Origin of the sequence: Solwaraspora sp. WMMB335 (genome assembly GCF_049179075.1) — a bacterium.
Taxonomy (GTDB): domain Bacteria; phylum Actinomycetota; class Actinomycetes; order Mycobacteriales; family Micromonosporaceae; genus Micromonospora_E.
This window is the reverse complement of record NZ_JBMHMF010000001.1, coordinates 5,234,201-5,252,341: the sequence shown is the minus strand read 5'-3', so window position 1 is coordinate 5,252,341 and position 18,141 is coordinate 5,234,201. Positions and strand designations below refer to the sequence as shown.

The window sequence follows — 18,141 nt, the reverse complement described above, 5'->3', positions numbered from 1 at the left end:
CCCCCACGCGGAAGGCGTGTCTATCTTGCCCGTTCGATCCGGTTTTGATGCAGCCCGCCCGAGCGACCCCGGTGAAATTACACGCGTGTAATGCGTGCGTCGTCAAGACGAACCTGGTAAATGAGGCTCCCTTTCCCGGGCCGGCCAACCGCCCCCCGACGGTCGTCCGGTCCCGCAACCTGCCCTATCGATTGACACCCCCGCCAAGTAACGCGGCACCGGCGCGTCGCGCTGGCGGGCGAGTACGCAGGGCGGTACACGCACAGCGCCGGGCCGGCGCCGCTCACGCGGCGCCGGCCCGGCGCAGGGTCGGCCTATCGACCTGCCTCGACCGCCCTGTTTCCCTCCCCAGAGAACTTTTGGACCGACGACCCGGTCCGGTCCCGCTCGGCAACCCGGTCAGGCCGAGTGTGGAATCAGCCTGCCGGCGGTGCTGTGCTGCGGCCAGACGAACTCGGTGACCGCGCCGCCGGTGATCGTCACCTGGCCGGCCGGCACATCGGGCGCCCGCCACACGGTATAGACACCGGCCGACAGATCGGTGTAAACCGCGCTGTAAAAGACGCCGTCGTGCACCCGCCGCTCACGCACTGCGGCGTGCGTCCGGCTCCCGGCAGCGGACTGTTGCTCCCCGGCACCGCCGCCTTCTCCGGCGAACGGGCCGATCTCGATCTCCCGGCCGTGGAACTCCTGCCCGGTGTAGATGATCAACGCACCGGTGTCTCCGCCGATGTCGAGGACGACACCGCCGGTCTCGGACCGGCCCAGACTGTGCTCGTGCTGCATGCCATCCACTCCTTCGAACTGCCCATGCTCGCTGGAAGTACCCGCTGCCTACGGTCAGGACGGGTTGTTGAAGCCGTCGTACGGCACACCGAGGTACGGAAAGTGCTTCAGGAAGGGGGCGGTCACGTCAGCGGCGCTCAGGCCATGGGTGACCGCGCCCGCCGCGTCGTCCGGGGTGAAGGTCTTGTCGATCAGCGGAAAGGTCAGCCCAGCGATGGCTCGCAGTGAGATCGTCACCACGTCGTCGGTGACCCGGCGACCGTTGGGGAAGCCCGCCAGGTCGCCGCCGAGCAGACCGAACCGGCTGGCCCGGTCAGCCGGCGGGATCGCCGTGTTCAGCCGCAACATGTCGGCCGGTAGATCGCCGGTGTTGTTCTGGAAGCCGTCGATGAGTCCGGCCGGGATACCGGTCAGCAGGATCGCCACCAGGTCGGCCCGGGGCTCGCCCGACTCGTTCAGCGCGGCCAGGTTGGGGAACACATCCGGATACAGCACCGGTAGCAGTGCCGCGAGTTCCGGTTTCTCGACCAACCCGGCGAACCGCTTGTCGTCCGACGGCGGCAGCGAGTTCCACAGATCCTTCTGCGCCATCGGAACGATGACCTCGTTGAACAACGGGTTACCCAGCCGGGACACCTGCGCGACCGGTCCCACGTTGATGTCCGTGGTCTGGGCGCCGCGCAGCACCCGGACCTGCTGGCGGCCGGCGGAGGTCCACACCCCGATCACCGACCGCTGGTCGTCCACGCCGTACTTCCCGCCGCCGCTGACCAGATGCGCGATGGGAATCTGCATGGCGATGCTGTGCACATTGGCTCGGTCGGTGGCGTTGACCGGCTCGGCCGCCGCGTTGAAGATGTCCTTTCCGACGACGTGCAGCTGCTGGAACGGGCGCAAGTTACCCAGATCGAAGATCGCACCGAGATCGACGAAGAAACCCTCGGCACGCTGCCCGGCGAAAACACGCTCACCACTCTTGAGTTGGAAGGTGGCGGATCTGGCCAACGCGGCGTAGTCGGGGGTGGACAGCGGTCCGATATTGCACGGAGGGCAGGGTACCTTACGGGCGAGGACCTGTGCTTTGCCGTGTGCGTCCACCTTGGTCACGCTGTAGAACTGGCGACGATTCCAGTTTTCGCTGTCCAGTGCGTCGATCGGGCCGGTGTTGTAGAGAAACGTGTTCTCGTTGGTGATCTCCGTTTGGAATCTGAACTGGTACGTGACGTCCCGATGCCCGTCACCGTTGTTGTCGATATGTATCTCGTACAGTACGTCGTCGCCGAACTCGAAGAAGTTCGGTCCGCCCGACGGCACCTGAAACGGGACGTAGTTGGCGATCAGCGTAACCGTGTCCGGTCGGTCCGGGCTGACGAACGCATACAGGTCGGTGCTGTCGGCGACCGGATCCTTGGATATCTCCGGCGCTTCACGGTGCGAAGACATGGCGAACCTACCTCACATATCCTGGAAGATCGGTGATCGACGCTGATTCGCGCCGGAAACGGGAGCGCCGGATTGATGGCGCGGACGATCTCAGCCCTTTCGGGCGGCGCGCTGCAACCGGGCGGCAAGTCCCTTGTCATGTACCTCGAACCGCGACGCGCCGACGAAGACGTCCAGCGTTCCGTTGGCCGGATCACGCAGATGCACCACGATAGGCTCGTCACTCGGTGGTCCGGCGAGCCTGCTGTCCACCGCGGACGAGAGGCTGGTGACGCTGACCGCAGCCGCGCCGACTCCGGCGCTCGCCGCAACGGTCAACACCTGCCGGCGCGAGATCCGCAACCTCGGTCGACTTCGCTGGTCGGTTCTCATGAACAACCCCTTCCGGCGGATCAGCGCCGCTGACCCGCTGTCGCGTCGGGACCGGTGCCGGCGGGTGGCTCACCGGTTGCCACAACCGCCGGCACCTATCCATACGGCCAGCAGTGCCGGTCAGTTCGATCGACGGCGAAAAGTGGCCACATCACCTCACCGACTGATCCGCTGGTACGCCGTGGTCCGCTGCACGGCCGGCCGCCCGGCCGCAGCGGCGATCGCCTGCAGCTGCGCTACCGTACGGGCGGAACCGTTGGCCGAGCCGGCCATCCGGGAGATGGTCTCCTCCATCAGCGTGCCGCCGAGGTCGTTACAGCCGCCGCGCAGCATCGCGGCCGTACCGTCGTCGCCGAGCTTGACCCAGGAACACTGGATGTTGCTGATCCGCCCGTGCAGCAGCAGCCGCGCCATCGCGTGCACGACCCGGTTCTCGCGCCACGTCGGGCCGGGCCGCGCCAGCCCGGCCAGATAGATCGGCGCGTTGGTGTGGACGAAGGGCAGCGCCACGAACTCGGTGAACCCCCCGGTGCGGTCCTGCACCCCGGCGAGGACCCGGAAATGGGCCAGCCACTGCCCGGGGTGGTCGACGTGGCCGTACATCATCGTCGAGCTGGACCGCAGGCCCACCTCGTGCGCGGTGCTGACCACCTCGACCCAGGTGGCGGCCGGCAGTTTGCCCTTGGTCAGCACCCACCGCACATCGTCGTCGAGGATCTCGGCCGCGGTGCCCGGGATGGTGTCCAGCCCCGCCGCACGCAGCAGGAGCAGCCAGTCCCGCACCGGCATGCCGGCCTTTGCCGCCGCGGTGACGATCTCCATCGGCGAGAAGGCATGGACATGCAGCTCGGGCACCCGCTGCTTGACCGCACGGACCAGGTCGGCGTACGCGGTCACCGGCAGCTTCGGGTCGATGCCACCCTGCATGCAGACCTCGGTCGCCCCGGCCTGCCATGCCTGCTCCGCCCGGTCGGCGACCTGCTCGGCGGAGAGCCGGTAGGCGTCGGCGTCCCGTTCCCGTTGCGCGAAGGCGCAGAACCGGCAACCGACGTAACAGACGTTGGAGAAGTTGATGTTCCGGTTGACGACGTAGGTGACGTCGTCCCCGACGGTGTCCCGGCGCACGTCGTCGGCGATCCGGCACAGCCGGTCGAGCGCCGGCCCGTCGGCGGCGAACAACGCGAGCGCGGCGTCGGTGTGCCGGGGCGCCAGCAGGGCGGCCGGATCATCGGCGGCCAGTCGCAACCCGGCCAGCAGGTCGGCGTCACCGCCGCCGGTCGCCGTGCCCGTCCCGCCTCCGTTCACCCGGACCGCGACCTGCGTCCAGTCGCCGTACACCTGGTCGAAGTCACCCCGCCGGTCCCCGGTGCGGCCGGTGATGTCGATGGTGGCGTGCAGATCGGTCCGGCCGACCGGGACGAAGATCTCGTCTGGTTCCTGCCAGGGTCGCCCGGTCGGGGTCGCCGCGTCGTCCGCCAGCCCGGTACCGGCCTCGGCCAACGCCGTCACGTGCGGCATGATCCGCGGATCGAGCCACGTCTCGGCCTGCCGTACGTACTCCGGGTAGACCGCCAGCCGCTCGCGCAGGGTGAAGCCAGCGCCGACCGTGTGCCGGGCCAGTTCGTCGACCCGCGGCCATGGCCGCTCCGGATTGACATGGTCAGGGGTGACCGGCGACACACCGCCCCAGTCGTCGATGCCAGCCCGCAGCAGCAGGGCGTACTCACCGGCCACCAGGTTCGGCGGGGCCTGGATCCGGGCCCGTGGCCCGAGCAGGATCCTGGCCACGGCGACCGTCGCGGCCAGGTCCCGCAACTGCGCATCGGGCATGCCGCGCATCGCCGTGTCCGGCTTGGCGCGGAAGTTCTGCATGATGACTTCCTGGATGTGGCCGTACTCGCGGGCCGCCGACCGGATGGCGAACAGCGACTCGACCCGCTCGGCCGGGGTCTCCCCGATGCCGATCAGCAGCCCGGTCGTGTACGGCACGCCCACCCGCCCGGCGTCGGCGATCGCCCGCAGCCGGACCGCGGGTTCCTTGTCCGGGGAGCCGAAGTGCGGTCCACCCGGTTCGGACCACAGTCGCGTGGCGGTGGTTTCCAGCATCATCCCCATGCTGGCCGCGACCGGCTTGAGCCGTTGCAGCTCCGCCCAGCTCAGCACGCCAGGGTTGAGGTGCGGCAGCAGGCCGGTCTCCTCCAGCACGGCGACGGCGCTGGCCCGCAGGTAGTCGACAGTCGAGTCGTAGCCACGCTCGTCGAGCCACTGCCGGGCCGCCGGCCAACGCTCCTCCGGCCGGTCGCCGAGGGTGAACAGCGCCTCCTTGCACCCCTGTGCGGCACCGGCCCGGGCGATGGCCAGGACCTCGTCGCGGTCGAGGTAGGCCGCCGGCACCCGGCCCGGCACGGTGGCGAACGTGCAGTAGTGGCAGCGGTCCCGGCACAGCCGGGTGAGCGGAACGAAGACACTGCGGGAGTAGGTGACGATGCCCGGCCGCCCCGCGTCGCGCAGCCCGGCGTCCCGGAGCGCCCCGGCCACGGACAGCAGCTCGTCGAACTCCGCCCCGGTAGCGGCCAGCAGCCCGGTCGCCTCGTTTAGGTCGAGGCTGCGGCCGGCGGCGGCCCGCCGCAACGCGCGCCGCACGCTGGCCAGAGTCGGCCGCTCGGCGGATGCGGTGGGCACGCCAGCCCGTGCGGGAGCCCCGGTGGTGTCAGTGTGGTCGGCCACCTGTGCAGCCTAGGCCTTCCGGTGGCACGCTCCTGGTGGCACGCGCCACATCGGCCGCCGGGTCGGGCGAGCGGGAACTCGCCCGACGGGGCCAGGCGACCGGGGATCAGGGAAGCCGTTGGGTGGCGTCGGGTGATCCGGAATCGTCCGGACGGGTCGGCGGGGCAGGTGCCGGGGAGGCCGGTCCGGGTGGAGCCGCCGGAGAGACCGGTCCGGGCGGAGCCGCCGGAGAGACCGGTGGCGCGGAGGAGACCGGTGGCGGGCTGCCCGGCGGAGTGGGACCGGGCTGGGCCGGCTGTCGACCGTACACCGTGGACTGCCCCCCGTACGGCGCGGATTGGCCGTAGCCGGTCGGCGGCTGGCCGGGCGTACCCGGCTGGCCGTACGTGCCCTGCGGATGACCGGCACCGCCCTGCGGATAGCCGGCAGGCGGCGGGTATCCGCCACCTTGCTGGCCCGGTGGTGGGTAGCCCGGCTGGCCGTACCCGGGCGGTGGACCACCGTAGCCGGGCGGCGGACCGTATCCGGCCGGCGGCTGCCCGTACGCACCGTGTTGCCCGTACCCCCCAGGCTGGCCATACCCGCCGGGCTGACCGTAGACCCCGGGCGGCGACGCCGGCGGCTTTGGCTTGGCCACGTGGTAGCGCCCCTGCCAGACCTTGACCAGCGCCAGTCCGGCGACACCGAGCACCGCCAACCAGGCCGCCCGGCTCAGCAGTGCCTGGAAGGCGACGCGGACACTGTCGTCGACCAGCACCACGAACCCGACCAGCAGTCCGAACAACGTCCCGAACAGCGCGGCGACCGCATACTCCACCAACGCGACCGCGGTAAGCAGCCGGGCCCGGGACAGTTCCGGGGTGATGTGGTTGGCCAGCAGCACGGCCAGAGCCGGGAAACCGATGGTGATCAGGTTGACGAAGCCGCCGAAGCTGTTCGCGGAGCGGCGCGCGAACCCGGGACCGCCACCACCGAAGCCATACGGGACGAGCAGATCGAGCAGTGCGGTGAAGAGGAAGACCGCTGTGGCGCCGAGCAGCACCGCCGCGGCGATCTCCCGCAACGGCGCGGTGAACTCCCTGGCCGGCGGTCGGTCGCCGGGCGCGGCCTCTGGTTGCGTGGTCACGGACTCTCCCTGTGCTGGCGGTGACGGCGGTTGCGCCGTGAGCGTATCGGCCGGCGTCCACGGGTCGGATCCCCGAACCGTGCCAGACGTAAACCACCGGACCGGTAACCGGCTGGTCCCGGCCGATGCGGGAGGATGTCGACATGCGGATAGTGGTGCTGACCGGCGGGATCGGCGGGGCGAAGTTCCTGGTCGGGGTGCGGGCGTACGCCCGCCGCACCGGCGCCGAGGTGACCGCGGTGGTCAACGTGGGTGACGATGCGGTGCTGCACGGGCTGCGGGTGTGCCCGGACCTGGACAGTGTCATGTACACCCTCGGCGGTGGCGCCGATGCCCAACGCGGCTGGGGCCGGGCCGGCGAGACCTGGGCCGTCAAGGAGGAACTCACCGCCTACCGGGCAGAGCCGACCTGGTTCGGACTCGGCGACCGGGACATCGCCACCCATCTGGTCCGAACCACGATGATGAACGCCGGCTATCCGCTGTCGGCGGTCACCGATGCGCTCTGCGTACGCTGGAACCCGGGTGTCCGGATGATTCCGGCCACGGACGACCGGTTGGAGACCCACGTGGTCGTGTCGGATCCCGATCCGGCGCCGCCGGCCCAGCGGGCGATCCACTTCCAGGAGTGGTGGGTACGGCACCGGGGCGCGCTGCCCACCCACCGGTTCGTCTTCGTCGGCGCGGCGCAGGCCGAACCCGCCCCCGGCGTGCTCGACGCGCTGGCCGCCGCGGACGTGGTGCTGATCGCACCGAGCAACCCGGTGGTCAGCGTGGCTCCGGTGCTGGCCGTGCCCGGAATTCGGGAAGCGCTGGTCGGCGGTGCCGCACCGGTGGTCGGCGTTTCCCCGATCATCGGCGACGCCCCGGTACGCGGGATGGCTGACCGATGCCTGGCGGTACTGGATGTGCCGTGCACCGCCGCCGCCGTGGCCGGGCTGTACGGCTCCCGCCGCAGCGGTGGTGTGCTCGACGGCTGGTTGGTCGACCCGGTCGACGCCGCAGCCGAGACCGACGGGGTACCGGTACGTGCCGTACCGCTGTGGATGACCGACGAGACGGCGACCGCGCAGATGGTCGCCGCCGCAGTCGAACTGGCCGGCTCAGTCGAGCCGGCCGGCACCCGGCCACGGCCTGACGGGGTGGCGAGATGAGACTGGAGATCCTGCCGGTCACCGGAATCGGCGAGGTCGCTCCCGGCGACGATCTGGCTGACCTGATAGCGCGGGCCGCGCCGTGGCTGCACGACGGCGATGTCCTGGTGGTGACCAGCAAGATCGTGTCCAAGGCGGAGGGGCGGCTGGTCGACCTGCCGGTAGCCGAACCGGACCGGACCCGCCGGTACGACGAGGCGCTGGCCGCGGAGACCACCGCGGTGGTGGCCCGGCGCGGCCCGACCCGCATCGCCCGGACCCGGCACGGCTTCGTGATGGCCGCCGCCGGGATCGACAACTCGAACGTGGCGGCGGACCGGCTGGTTCTGCTGCCGCTCGATCCGGACCGGTCCGCGCGCGAACTGCGCCGGGCGCTGCGCGCGCGGCTCGGGGTCGACGTCGCGGTCGTCGTTTCCGACACCATGGGCAGACCGTGGCGCAACGGCCTGACCGACGTCGCGCTGGGCGCTGCCGGGGTGCCGCCGCTACTCGACTACCGGGGCCAGACCGACCGGTACGGCAACGAGCTGCGGCTGACCCAGATGGCCGTGGTCGATGAGCTCGCCGGCGCCGGTGAGCTGGTCAAGGGTAAGAGCGAGCAGGTGCCGGTGGCAGTGATCCGTGGCTATCCGTGGCGGCCCGGCCCGACCACCGGGGCCGGCGAGACCGCCCAGGCCGGCGAGACCACCGGGGCCGGCCCGGCGGCCGAGGCCGGCGGGCAGTCGCGACTCGTTGGCGTACCGGACGGTCCGGGGGTCCGGCCGCTGATCCGTGATCTGGATCAGGACATGTTCACCCTCGGCACCGCCGAGGCACGGTGTGTCGGACTGGCGGCAGCGGCGACGCTACCGCAGGCCGCGCCCGAGGATCGGACCGGGACGGCTGCCGGGGCCGGGGCTGCCGGGGCCGGGGCGGTCGACGCCGGGGCGGTGCGGCGGGCGGTGCGGCTGGTGGCGGATGCGATCGCGGCCGGGACCCGGATCGAGCCGACCGGTCCCGTCACGCTCACCGAGCCTTCGCTACGGGCCGGATACCCGGGATACCTGCGGTGCCGTCCGCCGGACGGCGCCGGGACGGACCTCGTCCGGTTCGGCGCTGACCTGCATCGGTTGCGGGCGGCGTTGGCCAGCGAGGGGATCGCCAGCGCCTATCTGGGCAGCGAGCCCGGCGTGGGCGGGCTCGCTGCGTACCTCGGTCTGGTGCCGGCCGGCTGAGCGCGGCCGGCGCGCTCAGACGTAGCCACGCGCTCAGACGTAGCCGTCGGCGCCCCGTTCCTTCAGCGCGTCCACCAGGCGTTTGACGTCCTGCGCCCGATCACGCGGGCAGACCAGCACGGCGTCCGGGGTGTCGACCACGATCAGGTCCCGTACGCCGAGCGCGGCGACCAGCCGCCCGGAGTGCGGCACCACCACCAGCCCGCTGCTGTCGCGCAGCAACACCCCGGGCTTCTCCTCGGCGGCCGGGGCGCCGAGGACCACGTTGCCGTTCTCGTCCCGGGGCAGAACCTCGCCGAGGGTGTGGAAGTCACCCACGTCGTTCCAGCCGAAGTCACCGGGCACGGTGCCGACCCGGCCGGCCGCGGCGGCGCCCTCCATGACCGCGTAGTCGACGGAGATCCGCGGCAGGGTCGGCCAGATGTCCCCGAGCACCTCGTCACGGTCCGGGCTGTCCCAGCTGGCGGCGATCCGGCTCAGCCCAGAGTGCAGCTCCGGCTGCTGGCGGGCGAGCTCGGCGAGGAAGACGTCGACCCGCCAGACGAACATGCTGGCGTTCCAGAGGTGGCGGCCGGAGCGCAGATACTCCTCGGCCACCGCCAGACCGGGCTTCTCGGTGAACTGCTCGACCCGACGGACCGGTCCGGGACCGAGCAGACCACCACAGGCGAGATATCCGTATCCGGTCTCCGGCCGGGTCGGGGTGATCCCGACCGTCATCAGCAGCCCGTCCTGTGCGCCGGCGACCGCCTGGCGGATCGTGTCGACGTACCGCTGCGGGTCGCTGATCAGGTGGTCAGCCGCGAACGACCCCATCACTGCCTGCGGTTCACGCCGGGCGATCACCGCAGCCGCCAGCGCGATCGCCGCGCACGAGTCCCGGGGTGACGGCTCGACGAGCACGTTCTCCTGCGGCACCGTGGCCAACTGCCGGGCCACCGCGGCGGCGTGCGCGACCCCGGTCACGACGAGGATCCGCTCCGGGTCGGTCAGCGGCGCCAGCCGGGCGACGGTGGCCTGCAGCAACGAGGCGTCGGTGCCGGTGAGCGGGTGCAGGAATTTAGGGTTGCCGGCACGGGACAGCGGCCACAAACGAGTGCCGCTGCCACCGGCCGGGATGACTGCGTAAAGCATCAGCACATCATGCCCGCCGTACGCACGCGTCCCGGCGAGACAGGGGATCCCCACTCGTACCGGTCGGCAGCGGGCAGGTCATCCGGCGGTCCTGGCCAATGCCGCCGCCCGGCTCCACGACGAGATGTGCACCTCGGCGCTGGATGTCCAGGTGAAGTCCTTCGCCCGGTCGGCACCGGCCTTGGCCAGCGCCTGCCGTCGGGCATCGTCGTCGAGCAACGCGGCCAGGTCGGTGCCGATCTGCTCCGGGTTCTCGCTGGTGTAGGCGACCGCGTCGCCGCCGACTTCGGGCAGTGACAGTCGTGGAGTCGTCAACACCGGAGTCCCGCACGCCATGGCCTCCAGGATGGGCAGGCCGAAGCCCTCGCCGTACGAGGGATAGGCGGCGACCAGCGCGCCACCGAGGAATCCGGGCAGGTCGGCGTAACGCAGATAGCCGGGACGCAGCAACCGCAGATGCGCCGGGACGTCCGCCACGGCGCGGTCGATGTCGTCGTCGTGGCCCTGGCCGCCAGCGATCACCAGTGCGGGCGGTTCCGGCCGGTGCCGTACCGCCTGCACCCAGCCACGAATCAGGTTCGGCACGTTCTTGCGCGGTTCCTTGGCGCCGAGGAAAGCGACGTAGCCGGTGGTGACCAGGCCCAATCGGGCGCGCACGCGCGCCTTCTCCTCGTCGCTCGGCACGTGGAAGGCGCTGGGGTCCACACCGTGGTAGGCCACGTCGATCCGAGCCGGGTCCGCGTTGAGCAGCCGGATGAGTTCGTCCCGGCTGGCCTTGCTGGGGACGATCACCCGGTTGGCCCGGCGCAACGAGGTCTTGATCGCGCTACGGAAGAAAGTACGCCGCGATTTGTCGTAATGTTCGGGCTCGGTGAAGAAGGTTGCGTCGTGCACAGTCACCGTTACCGGACAACCCGCGCGCATCGGGCAGGTGTAGTACGGCGAGTGCAGCACGTCCGCGTCAGCCTGCTGCGCGAGCAGCGGCAGCCCGGTCTGCTCCCAGGCGAGCCGGGCCGGGCGATGCGCCACGGCCGCCGGAGCGGCGATCACGTCCGCAGCAGGCAGCATCCGAACATATCGCTCGACATCTGTACGCAGCGCGACGACGGAGAGCTCGATGTCGCTGCCGATGAGCTTGCCAAGGGCACCGAGCAGGCCGTCAACGTATCGACCGACGCCACCACGGTCGGCAGGCACGCTCGTGGCGTCGATGAGTACGCGGGGCGGTCGACCGGCGGTCACAGGGCAACTCCTCTTAAGGGGTGGTGGAGGGTTGTGGGGAACGACACGTGTGCCAAGCCTACGCCGCTCGACGTCATCTGCCGCGTCGACGACGCGGACCGAAGACGCCTTCGGCGAGCGATTTCCGGCCCTGTCAGCGGCGCGAGATCATCCGGTGACAGCGTGTACCGTCAGTGACGGTGCCGCCGGTCCCCGTGCGGCCGATAGGCTCCTGGGCGATGACCAACAACATCGCCGGCCTACTCGCGGTCGCCGTCGCAGCGGACCCGACGCGACCGCTACTCACCTTTTACGACGACGCCACCGGCGACCGCACCGAACTGTCCGGCGCGACGTTGGCGAACTGGGTGGCCAAGACGGCCAACCTGCTGGTCGACGAGGCCGGCACCGCCCCTGGCGATGCTGTCGAGGTGCGGTTGCCGCCGCACTGGCAGACCGCCGCGGTCCTCCTCGGCTGCTGGTCGGCCGGGCTCGTGGTCGGCGTGGATCCCGCCGCAGAGGTGCTCTTCGCCACCGGCGATACGGCAACGGACGGGTCGAAAACGGACGGGTCGGCAACGGGCGGGTCGAGCGACGCCGGCGCGCATCCGGCCGGACAGCGGTACCTGCTGACCCTCGCCCCGATGGCGGCACCGGCCCGGACCCTGCCGAACGGCTGGAGCGACTACATCACCGAGGTACGCGGGCACGGCGACCACTTCACCCCGTACCCGGCGGTCGACCCGCAGGATGCGGACCTGGCCGGTCGCGCGGTCGAACAGGGCGCGCGGTTGGGGTTCGCCACCGGCTCCCGGATCCTCCTCGACGCGGACCGCTATCCGGATCCGGTCGACTGGCTGCTCGCGCCGTTGGCGGCGGACGCCAGCGTGGTGCTCTGCCGCAACCTGGACCGACGCCTGCTCGACAAGCGCACCCGCAGCGAACGAGTCGACCAGGCGTTGATTTGACCAGCTGCGGGTCACAACTCGCTGGGCACCACTTCGCGCAGTTCGCCGTCGGCGACCCAGACGTAGAAGCCGCCCCGGTCGGCCAGCCACGGCTTGCCCGCCGCTTCCCGCGCGGAGAGCACCTTCTCCTGCACCCCGAGGATGATGTACCGGGATCCGTCCGGGTTGCCGTCGCGCCAGCCCGGGCCGTAGAGGCGGTCGACCAGCATCTCGCGGCGTTCCTGGGGTAGCGCACCCTCGACCATCCACTCCGCCGGCAACCGGTACCAGAAGGTCCTGGTGACCCGGGCCAACGGATTGAAGGCATGCGCCCCCTTGACCCAGACGCCGAGCGTGTCGGTGATCCTCAGCTGGAAGTAGACACCCACGACTGTGAGACGCACGGCGCTGACACTGCGTTGCCAAGAGCCCCGATTAGCTATCCGAACACCCGGCTACTGGCAAAACGTACAAATTGCTCCAACGACGTGGGATCGGCGAGGGCACCGCTGGCTGCCGCCTGATCCGCCGGTACCCCGGTGAGAATCTTCTTCACCGGCACCTCCAGCTTCTTGCCGGACAGCGTCCGGGGCACCACGGCGACCTGCTGGATCGCGTCCGGCACGTGCCGTGGCGACAACGCGGTACGCAGCTGCCTCGCGATCCGGGCGCGCAGTGCGTCGTCCAACTCGACGCCGCCGCGCAGCACCACGAACAGCAACAGCTCGCCGGCCCCGCCCGCCGGGTCGTCGAGATGGATCACCAGTGAGTCGGCGACCTCGGGCAACGTCTCCACCACCGAGTAGAACTCGGCCGTGCCCAGTCGCACCCCGCCCCGGTTGAGGGTGGCGTCCGAGCGTCCGGTGATCGCGCAACTGCCGTGCTCGGAGATGGTGATCCAGTCTCCGTGGCACCAGACACCGGGATAACGCTCGAAGTAGGCCTGTCGGTAACGGCTGCCGCCCGGGTCGTTCCAGAATCCGACCGGCATGCTCGGCATCGGCTCGGTGATCACCAACTCGCCCAACTCACCGATGACCGGCCGGCCGGTCGACGCCCGAGCCTCGACCCGCGCGCCCAGGCACCGGCAGGTGATCTCCCCCGCCCGCACCGGCAGCAGCGGTACGCCACCGACGAACCCGGTGCACACGTCGGTACCGCCGGACAGCGAGGTGAGCTGCAGGTCCGTGCCGACCGCCCGGTAGACCCAGGTGAACCCCTCGGCCGGTAACGGCGCGCCGGTCGAACCGACTCCACGCAGCGCGGACAGGTCGGCGATATCCCGGGGCACCAACCCGTCCTTGCGGCAGGCCAGCAGGAACGGCGCCGACGTACCGAAGTACGTGGTGCCGGTCTGCGCCGCCAACCGCCACAGGGTGCCCAGATCCGGCCGGGCCGGCGCCCCGGGTGGCGCGTCCACCGCCGGATTGCCGTCGAACAGCACGATCGCCGCCCCCACGGCCGGGCCGGACGCCAGATAGTTCCACATCATCCAGCCGGTGGTGGTGAACCAGAAGAACCGGTCGCCCGGACCGAGATCATGGTGCAGGGCCAGCATCTTCAGGTGTTCCAGCAGGATGCCGCCGTGTCCGTGGACGATCGGCTTCGGCAGGCCGGTGGTGCCCGAGGAGTAGAGCACGTACAGCGGATGGTCGAACGGCACCGCCTCGAACGCCAACGTCTCCTCGGTCGGCGCGGCGAGTTCGGCCCAGCTCGTCGTCGCCCACTCGGGCGCCCGGTCGTCCGGTGCCAGGTACGGAACCAGCACCCGGTGACGCGCCGAGGGCAACGCCGCCGCGATCGCCGCCGCCTCGTCGCGGCGGTCCACCGCCTTGCCGCCGTACCGGTAGCCGTCCACCGCCACCAGCACCGCCGGCTCGATCTGCTGCCACCGGTCGGTGACACTGCGGGTGCCGAACTCCGGCGCGCAGGACGAGAAGACCGCACCGAGGCTGGTCGCGGCCAGCATCAACACGTACGTCTCGGGGATGTTCGGCGCGTACGCGGTCACCCGGTCGCCCCGGCCCACGCCGAGCCGGCGCAAGCCGGCCCGCACCCGGCGGACCTGTTCACGTAGCTGCTCGACAGTGAGGGTGACCGGGGCCCGGGTCTGGCTGTGCGCGATCACCACCGGCTGGTCGCCGGTCAGGCCGGGCGCGCGCAGCACGTGCTCGGCGTAGTTGAGCCGGGCACCGGGGAACCAGCGGGCGCCGGGCATCGACCGGTCGGTGAGCGCCGCGTCCGCCGGCCGGTGTCCGACCACCTCGAAGTAGTCCCAGATCGAGTCCCAGAACCCGGCCAGGTCGGTCACCGACCACTGCCACAGCTGCGGGTAGTCCGCGAACCGCAGCCCACGGCTGCGGTCCAGCCAGCCCAGGTACGCCCCGATGCGGGACCGCTGGCGCACATCCGCCGGCGGGCGCCAGAGCACCTCACTCACGACTGTCGCTCCCTCCCGGACCACGACCACCGTCTCTTTCCGCCGGCTGCCCGTGGCCATCCTCGCGTACCGCAGGTTCCATTGTCGTACGCCAGAACGCCGGTACGGCAATGTGCCCGAAACACAAGGGTCGCGGACAGGTCGCGGTACGGGCACAGGCTCCAGCCGCGTACATCGAAAAAACGCGTTGCCGGTGCGCGGCTGTCCGAGCTTCACTCGCCCGAAACGGTACGGTTCGCCCATGCGTCATCTCTGGAGCTTTCTCAGCGGCCTCGCCGTGGCACCGGTCTGCTGGTTGCTGATCGCGATCGGTCAGTCCACGTCGGCCGGTACGGTGTCCGGCTGGGTGGCCGACGGCCGGTTCCACACCGCGGAGCTGCTCGTACCGGCGGCCTACCTGCTCGTCGCCGGTCTGCTGCTCGGTCTGCTGGGTACGCTGCGCTTCTCGCCGCTCGGGCCGGTCACCGCAGGGCTGCTGCTCATCACCGGGTACGTGGCGACGTTCGTCGACCCGTTCTGGACCCGGGACGTCATCGGCGCGCCCTGGCGGCTCCTCGGCGAGCCGGTCGACCTGTGGCCGCCGGTGGCGAACGGTACCCTGGCGCTGCTCGGTGTCCTGCTCTGCGTGGCGGCGTTCAGCCCCGGGCGCTGGCGGTCGCGACCCGGGCGCGGCGACGGCGAGCGCACCACGGCCGAACCACAGGCGGAACCACTGCCGGTGCGTCCACTCGGCGAGTTCGATCCCTCGCTGTGGTCCCTGTCGGGCGGCGGCGCGACGCCGGCCGCCCCGGCCCCGTCCCAGGGCGAGCGACGATCCACGGGTGCGGCGGCGGGCTCCACCGCCACGGACGGCGACGGTTCCGGGGCCGGTCCGGACACCGGTGTCGTGGCATCGGGCGACGACGGCACCGGACCGGACCGGTTGCGTCCGGCACGCCCGATCCCGCGATCGACCCGCATACCTCGCTGATCCGGTCGGCCTGACCACTGCCGGGGGCGTTGCGGCTGCCGGGTACCGTGCCTGAAGCATCACCCTTGTGAGGAGGTCAGATGAGGCACGTGGGCTCGTTGGTCCTGTCCATGACGCTCACCCCGGTCATCTGGTTCCTCGTCGGGCTGGGGCTCAGCGAGTACGGGCAGGTCCGGGCGATCGCGTACGCCGACCCGCCGCTGGAGCTGTTCATCGGACTGGCCGCGCTGGGTCTCGGCGGCCTGGTCTACACGCTGTTGCTGCTGCCGAGACTCTCTCCGACGGGTCCGGTGCTCGCCGGGCTGGTGTTTCTCGGCCTGTCCGCCTGGTCGGCGCTGGACGCGACGAGTTTCTACGAGAACCTCCCGCGCCGGTTCCTCGGCACGGATTTCGTGTTCACCGCCCCCGCCGAAGGGCCCGCCGTCGTGCTGGCCGTCCCGCTGCTGGCAACCGTGTTCAGCCCGCGCCGCTGGCGGGGTGAGCGGATGACCGCGCTGTACGCCGGCGTGCCCGGCGGTCCCGGCCCGGCCGCGATGGCCCATACCGCCGCGCCGCCGGGCGGTGCGCCCGGCTACGGCGGCTATCCCCCGGCTGACGCGGGGAACCGGCCGGGCGGCGGCCCACCTCACTGGGCCGGCCCACCCCACTGGACCGCCCCGCAGGCGGTCGGCAACCCCGCGCAGACGATCGCGTTCCCCGCCACCGGCAACCCTCCGCTGCGGCCGGCCCGCCCGGCTTCGGCCACCGCCGGCCCCGACACCGAGTTGGAGACGATGCGGCTGACCCCGCCGGGCCATCGACGGGACGATCCCACGGTCGTACTGCACCGGTCCGGGCCATCGTCGAGCACCACGCCCGGTGACACGAGCGCTCCGGTCACCGGCGGCACCGACGAAACCACCCGGATCACCACCCCGCCGAATCCACCGGCCGGCGACGCCGACGAAACCACCCAGGTCGGCACGGCGCCGGCCAGCGACGCCGAGGCGACCACCCGCATCACCTCCCCGGACGACACGGTGGCCATCAGCAGGCCGCCGGCGTCGGGCGGCACCGGCGGGTCCGGTACACCGCAGACCCCGGCCGCGCCCACCGACCCCGCCGCACCCGCCGACCCGGACGCACCCGCCGACCCGGACGCGACCCGCCCGCTCTGAGTGACATCCGACGCAGGTCGCGCGCTCCCGGGGACAGGCTCACGAGGACAGACTCACGGGGACAGCAACTGGCGAGCCATCACGATCCGCTGCACCTGGTTCGTCCCCTCGTACAGCTGGGTGATCTTGGCGTCACGCATCATCCGCTCGACCGGGAAGTCGCGGGTGTAGCCGTACCCGCCCAACAGCTGAACGGCGTCCGTGGTGATCTCCATCGCCGCGTCCGAGGCGAAGCACTTCGCCGCCGCTCCGAAGAACGTGAGATCGGCGTCGCCGCGCTCGGAGCGGCCGGCAGCGGCGTAGGTCAACTGCCGGGCCGCCTCCAGCTTCATCCCCATGTCAGCGATCATGAACTGAACCCCCTGGAAGTCGGCGATCGGCTTGCCGAACTGGGTGCGCTCGCGCACGTACCCGCGGGCCACGTCCAGCGCCCCCTGGGCGATCCCGAGGGCCTGCGCGGCGATCGTCACCCGGGTGTGGTCGAGGGTGCGCATCGCGGTGGCGAACCCGGTGCCGGGCTCGCCGATCATCCGGTCCGCTGGGATACGCACGTTGTCGAGATACACCTCACACGTTGGCGATCCCTTGATCCCCAGCTTGCGCTCGGGAGCACCGAAGCTGACCCCAGAATCGGACTTTTCTACCACGAAGGCCGATATGCCCCGAGAGCGGGCACCCGGTTCGGTGGACGCGAAGACCGTGTAGTACTGCGACACGCCTGCGTTGGTGATCCACCGCTTGACGCCGTTGAGCACCCAGTGGTCACCGTCGCGGACCGCCCGCGTCGTCATCGACGCCGCGTCGCTGCCCGCCTCGGGCTCGGAAAGGCAGTACGAGAACATCGCCTCGCCGGCCGCCACCGGCGGGAGATAGCGCTGCTTGAGCTGATCGGAGCCGGCGAGCAGCAGCGGCATGGTGCCGAGCTTGTTGACCGCAGGAACAAGCGAGGAGGAGGCGCAGGCACGGGCCACCTCCTCGATCACGATAGCCGTGGCGAGGGCGTCCGCGTCCGCCCCGCCGTACTCTTCGGGGATGTGCGGGGCATGGAAATCAGCGGCTCGTAGCGCGTCGTACGACGCGGCGGGAAACTGCGCGGTCTCGTCCGCCTCGGCGGCGTTGGGCGCGACCTTCGCGTCGCAGACCTCCCGTACCGCTTCTCTGACCGCTGCGTACTCTTCGGGTAACTGATAGACATCGAACGCTGGGCCGGCTGCCATCGCACACTCCACTCGTCTCGCGTCCCCACTCGCAACGTGCTCGAATGTGAGGATACCGGCGAGTAACGCCGGTGCCGGTCGCCCCCGCCCAGGCGCACGGACTATCGTCTCCCGGGCACCCGGGCGGCACCCCGTCCGGGTCGGGCCCCGGAGAAGCGGTGTGCCGCGAACGTGAAAACGACGATGATTGGTGTCGGGTCCCCGGCACCGGAACCACCGACCGCGACGCAGAA

General features: G+C 71.0%; 15 protein-coding genes. 5 read left to right on the top strand and 10 right to left on the bottom strand.

The window, feature by feature from the left end; all coding sequences use genetic code 11:
- Positions 1 to 399 precede the first annotated feature (399 nt).
- The 5 genes from ACN27F_RS22855 to ACN27F_RS22835 all read right to left on the bottom strand — a co-directional run bounded on the left by ACN27F_RS22855 (position 400) and on the right by ACN27F_RS22835 (position 6,454).
- Positions 400 to 786, bottom strand: a complete 387-nt coding sequence (locus ACN27F_RS22855; protein ID WP_421436686.1) for a phospholipase — start codon at positions 784 to 786, stop codon at positions 400 to 402.
- A 54-nt stretch (positions 787 to 840) separates the two neighbouring features.
- A complete protein-coding gene (locus ACN27F_RS22850) occupies positions 841 to 2,229 on the bottom strand; it encodes a DUF4331 domain-containing protein (protein ID WP_421436684.1) in 1,389 nt (462 codons plus the stop codon).
- 90 nt (positions 2,230 to 2,319) lie between these two features.
- Positions 2,320 to 2,601 (bottom strand): hypothetical protein, encoded by a 282-nt coding sequence (locus tag ACN27F_RS22845; RefSeq protein ID WP_421436682.1) that lies wholly within the window; start codon positions 2,599 to 2,601, stop codon positions 2,320 to 2,322.
- A 156-nt stretch (positions 2,602 to 2,757) separates the two neighbouring features.
- Positions 2,758 to 5,283, bottom strand: a complete 2,526-nt coding sequence (locus ACN27F_RS22840; RefSeq protein WP_421440405.1) for a bifunctional FO biosynthesis protein CofGH — start codon at positions 5,281 to 5,283, stop codon at positions 2,758 to 2,760.
- Between the two features lie 151 nt (positions 5,284 to 5,434).
- The gene (locus ACN27F_RS22835; protein WP_421436680.1) at positions 5,435 to 6,454 is read right to left on the bottom strand and encodes a hypothetical protein; all 1,020 of its coding nucleotides are present in this window, start codon (positions 6,452 to 6,454) and stop codon (positions 5,435 to 5,437) included.
- 143 nt (positions 6,455 to 6,597) lie between these two features.
- Between ACN27F_RS22835 and cofD the strand changes: the two genes are divergently transcribed.
- Together cofD and ACN27F_RS22825 are read left to right on the top strand one after the other, a co-directional pair.
- Complete coding sequence (cofD, locus tag ACN27F_RS22830; protein WP_421436678.1) at positions 6,598 to 7,608, top strand: 2-phospho-L-lactate transferase; 1,011 nt, start codon at positions 6,598 to 6,600, stop codon at positions 7,606 to 7,608.
- Positions 7,605 to 8,822: a coenzyme F420-0:L-glutamate ligase gene (locus ACN27F_RS22825; RefSeq protein WP_421436676.1), complete on the top strand. Its 1,218-nt coding sequence runs from the start codon at positions 7,605 to 7,607 to the stop codon at positions 8,820 to 8,822. The genes cofD and ACN27F_RS22825 overlap by 4 nt, the downstream gene beginning before the upstream one ends.
- A gap of 33 nt (positions 8,823 to 8,855) precedes the next feature.
- Here the strand turns inward: ACN27F_RS22825 and ACN27F_RS22820 are convergent, their stop codons facing one another.
- Together ACN27F_RS22820 and ACN27F_RS22815 are read right to left on the bottom strand one after the other, a co-directional pair.
- Entirely contained in the window at positions 8,856 to 9,956 is a 1,101-nt protein-coding gene (locus ACN27F_RS22820; RefSeq protein ID WP_421436673.1) for a mannose-1-phosphate guanylyltransferase, read from the bottom strand.
- A 78-nt stretch (positions 9,957 to 10,034) separates the two neighbouring features.
- The gene (locus tag ACN27F_RS22815; RefSeq protein ID WP_421436671.1) at positions 10,035 to 11,198 is read right to left on the bottom strand and encodes a glycosyltransferase family 4 protein; all 1,164 of its coding nucleotides are present in this window, start codon (positions 11,196 to 11,198) and stop codon (positions 10,035 to 10,037) included.
- Between the two features lie 218 nt (positions 11,199 to 11,416).
- Here ACN27F_RS22815 and ACN27F_RS22810 point away from each other — a divergent pair, with 218 nt between their 5' ends.
- The gene (locus tag ACN27F_RS22810; protein ID WP_421436669.1) at positions 11,417 to 12,145 is read left to right on the top strand and encodes a TIGR03089 family protein; all 729 of its coding nucleotides are present in this window, start codon (positions 11,417 to 11,419) and stop codon (positions 12,143 to 12,145) included.
- Between the two features lie 11 nt (positions 12,146 to 12,156).
- On the opposite strand, the gene ACN27F_RS22805 is transcribed toward ACN27F_RS22810, so the two are convergent.
- Both ACN27F_RS22805 and ACN27F_RS22800 read right to left on the bottom strand, forming a co-directional pair.
- Positions 12,157 to 12,528 (bottom strand): hypothetical protein, encoded by a 372-nt coding sequence (locus tag ACN27F_RS22805; protein ID WP_421436666.1) that lies wholly within the window; start codon positions 12,526 to 12,528, stop codon positions 12,157 to 12,159.
- A gap of 35 nt (positions 12,529 to 12,563) precedes the next feature.
- Entirely contained in the window at positions 12,564 to 14,564 is a 2,001-nt protein-coding gene (locus ACN27F_RS22800; RefSeq protein ID WP_421436665.1) for an acetoacetate--CoA ligase, read from the bottom strand.
- Between the two features lie 241 nt (positions 14,565 to 14,805).
- Between ACN27F_RS22800 and ACN27F_RS22795 the strand changes: the two genes are divergently transcribed.
- Together ACN27F_RS22795 and ACN27F_RS22790 are read left to right on the top strand one after the other, a co-directional pair.
- On the top strand, positions 14,806 to 15,534 hold the full coding sequence (locus ACN27F_RS22795) for a hypothetical protein (RefSeq protein ID WP_421436662.1): 729 nt from the start codon (positions 14,806 to 14,808) through the stop codon (positions 15,532 to 15,534).
- Positions 15,535 to 15,614: 80 nt separating this feature from the next.
- On the top strand, positions 15,615 to 16,691 hold the full coding sequence (locus tag ACN27F_RS22790) for a hypothetical protein (RefSeq protein WP_421436660.1): 1,077 nt from the start codon (positions 15,615 to 15,617) through the stop codon (positions 16,689 to 16,691).
- Positions 16,692 to 16,744: 53 nt separating this feature from the next.
- Here the strand turns inward: ACN27F_RS22790 and ACN27F_RS22785 are convergent, their stop codons facing one another.
- Positions 16,745 to 17,908 (bottom strand): acyl-CoA dehydrogenase family protein, encoded by a 1,164-nt coding sequence (locus tag ACN27F_RS22785; protein WP_421436659.1) that lies wholly within the window; start codon positions 17,906 to 17,908, stop codon positions 16,745 to 16,747.
- Positions 17,909 to 18,141: the final 233 nt, after the last annotated feature.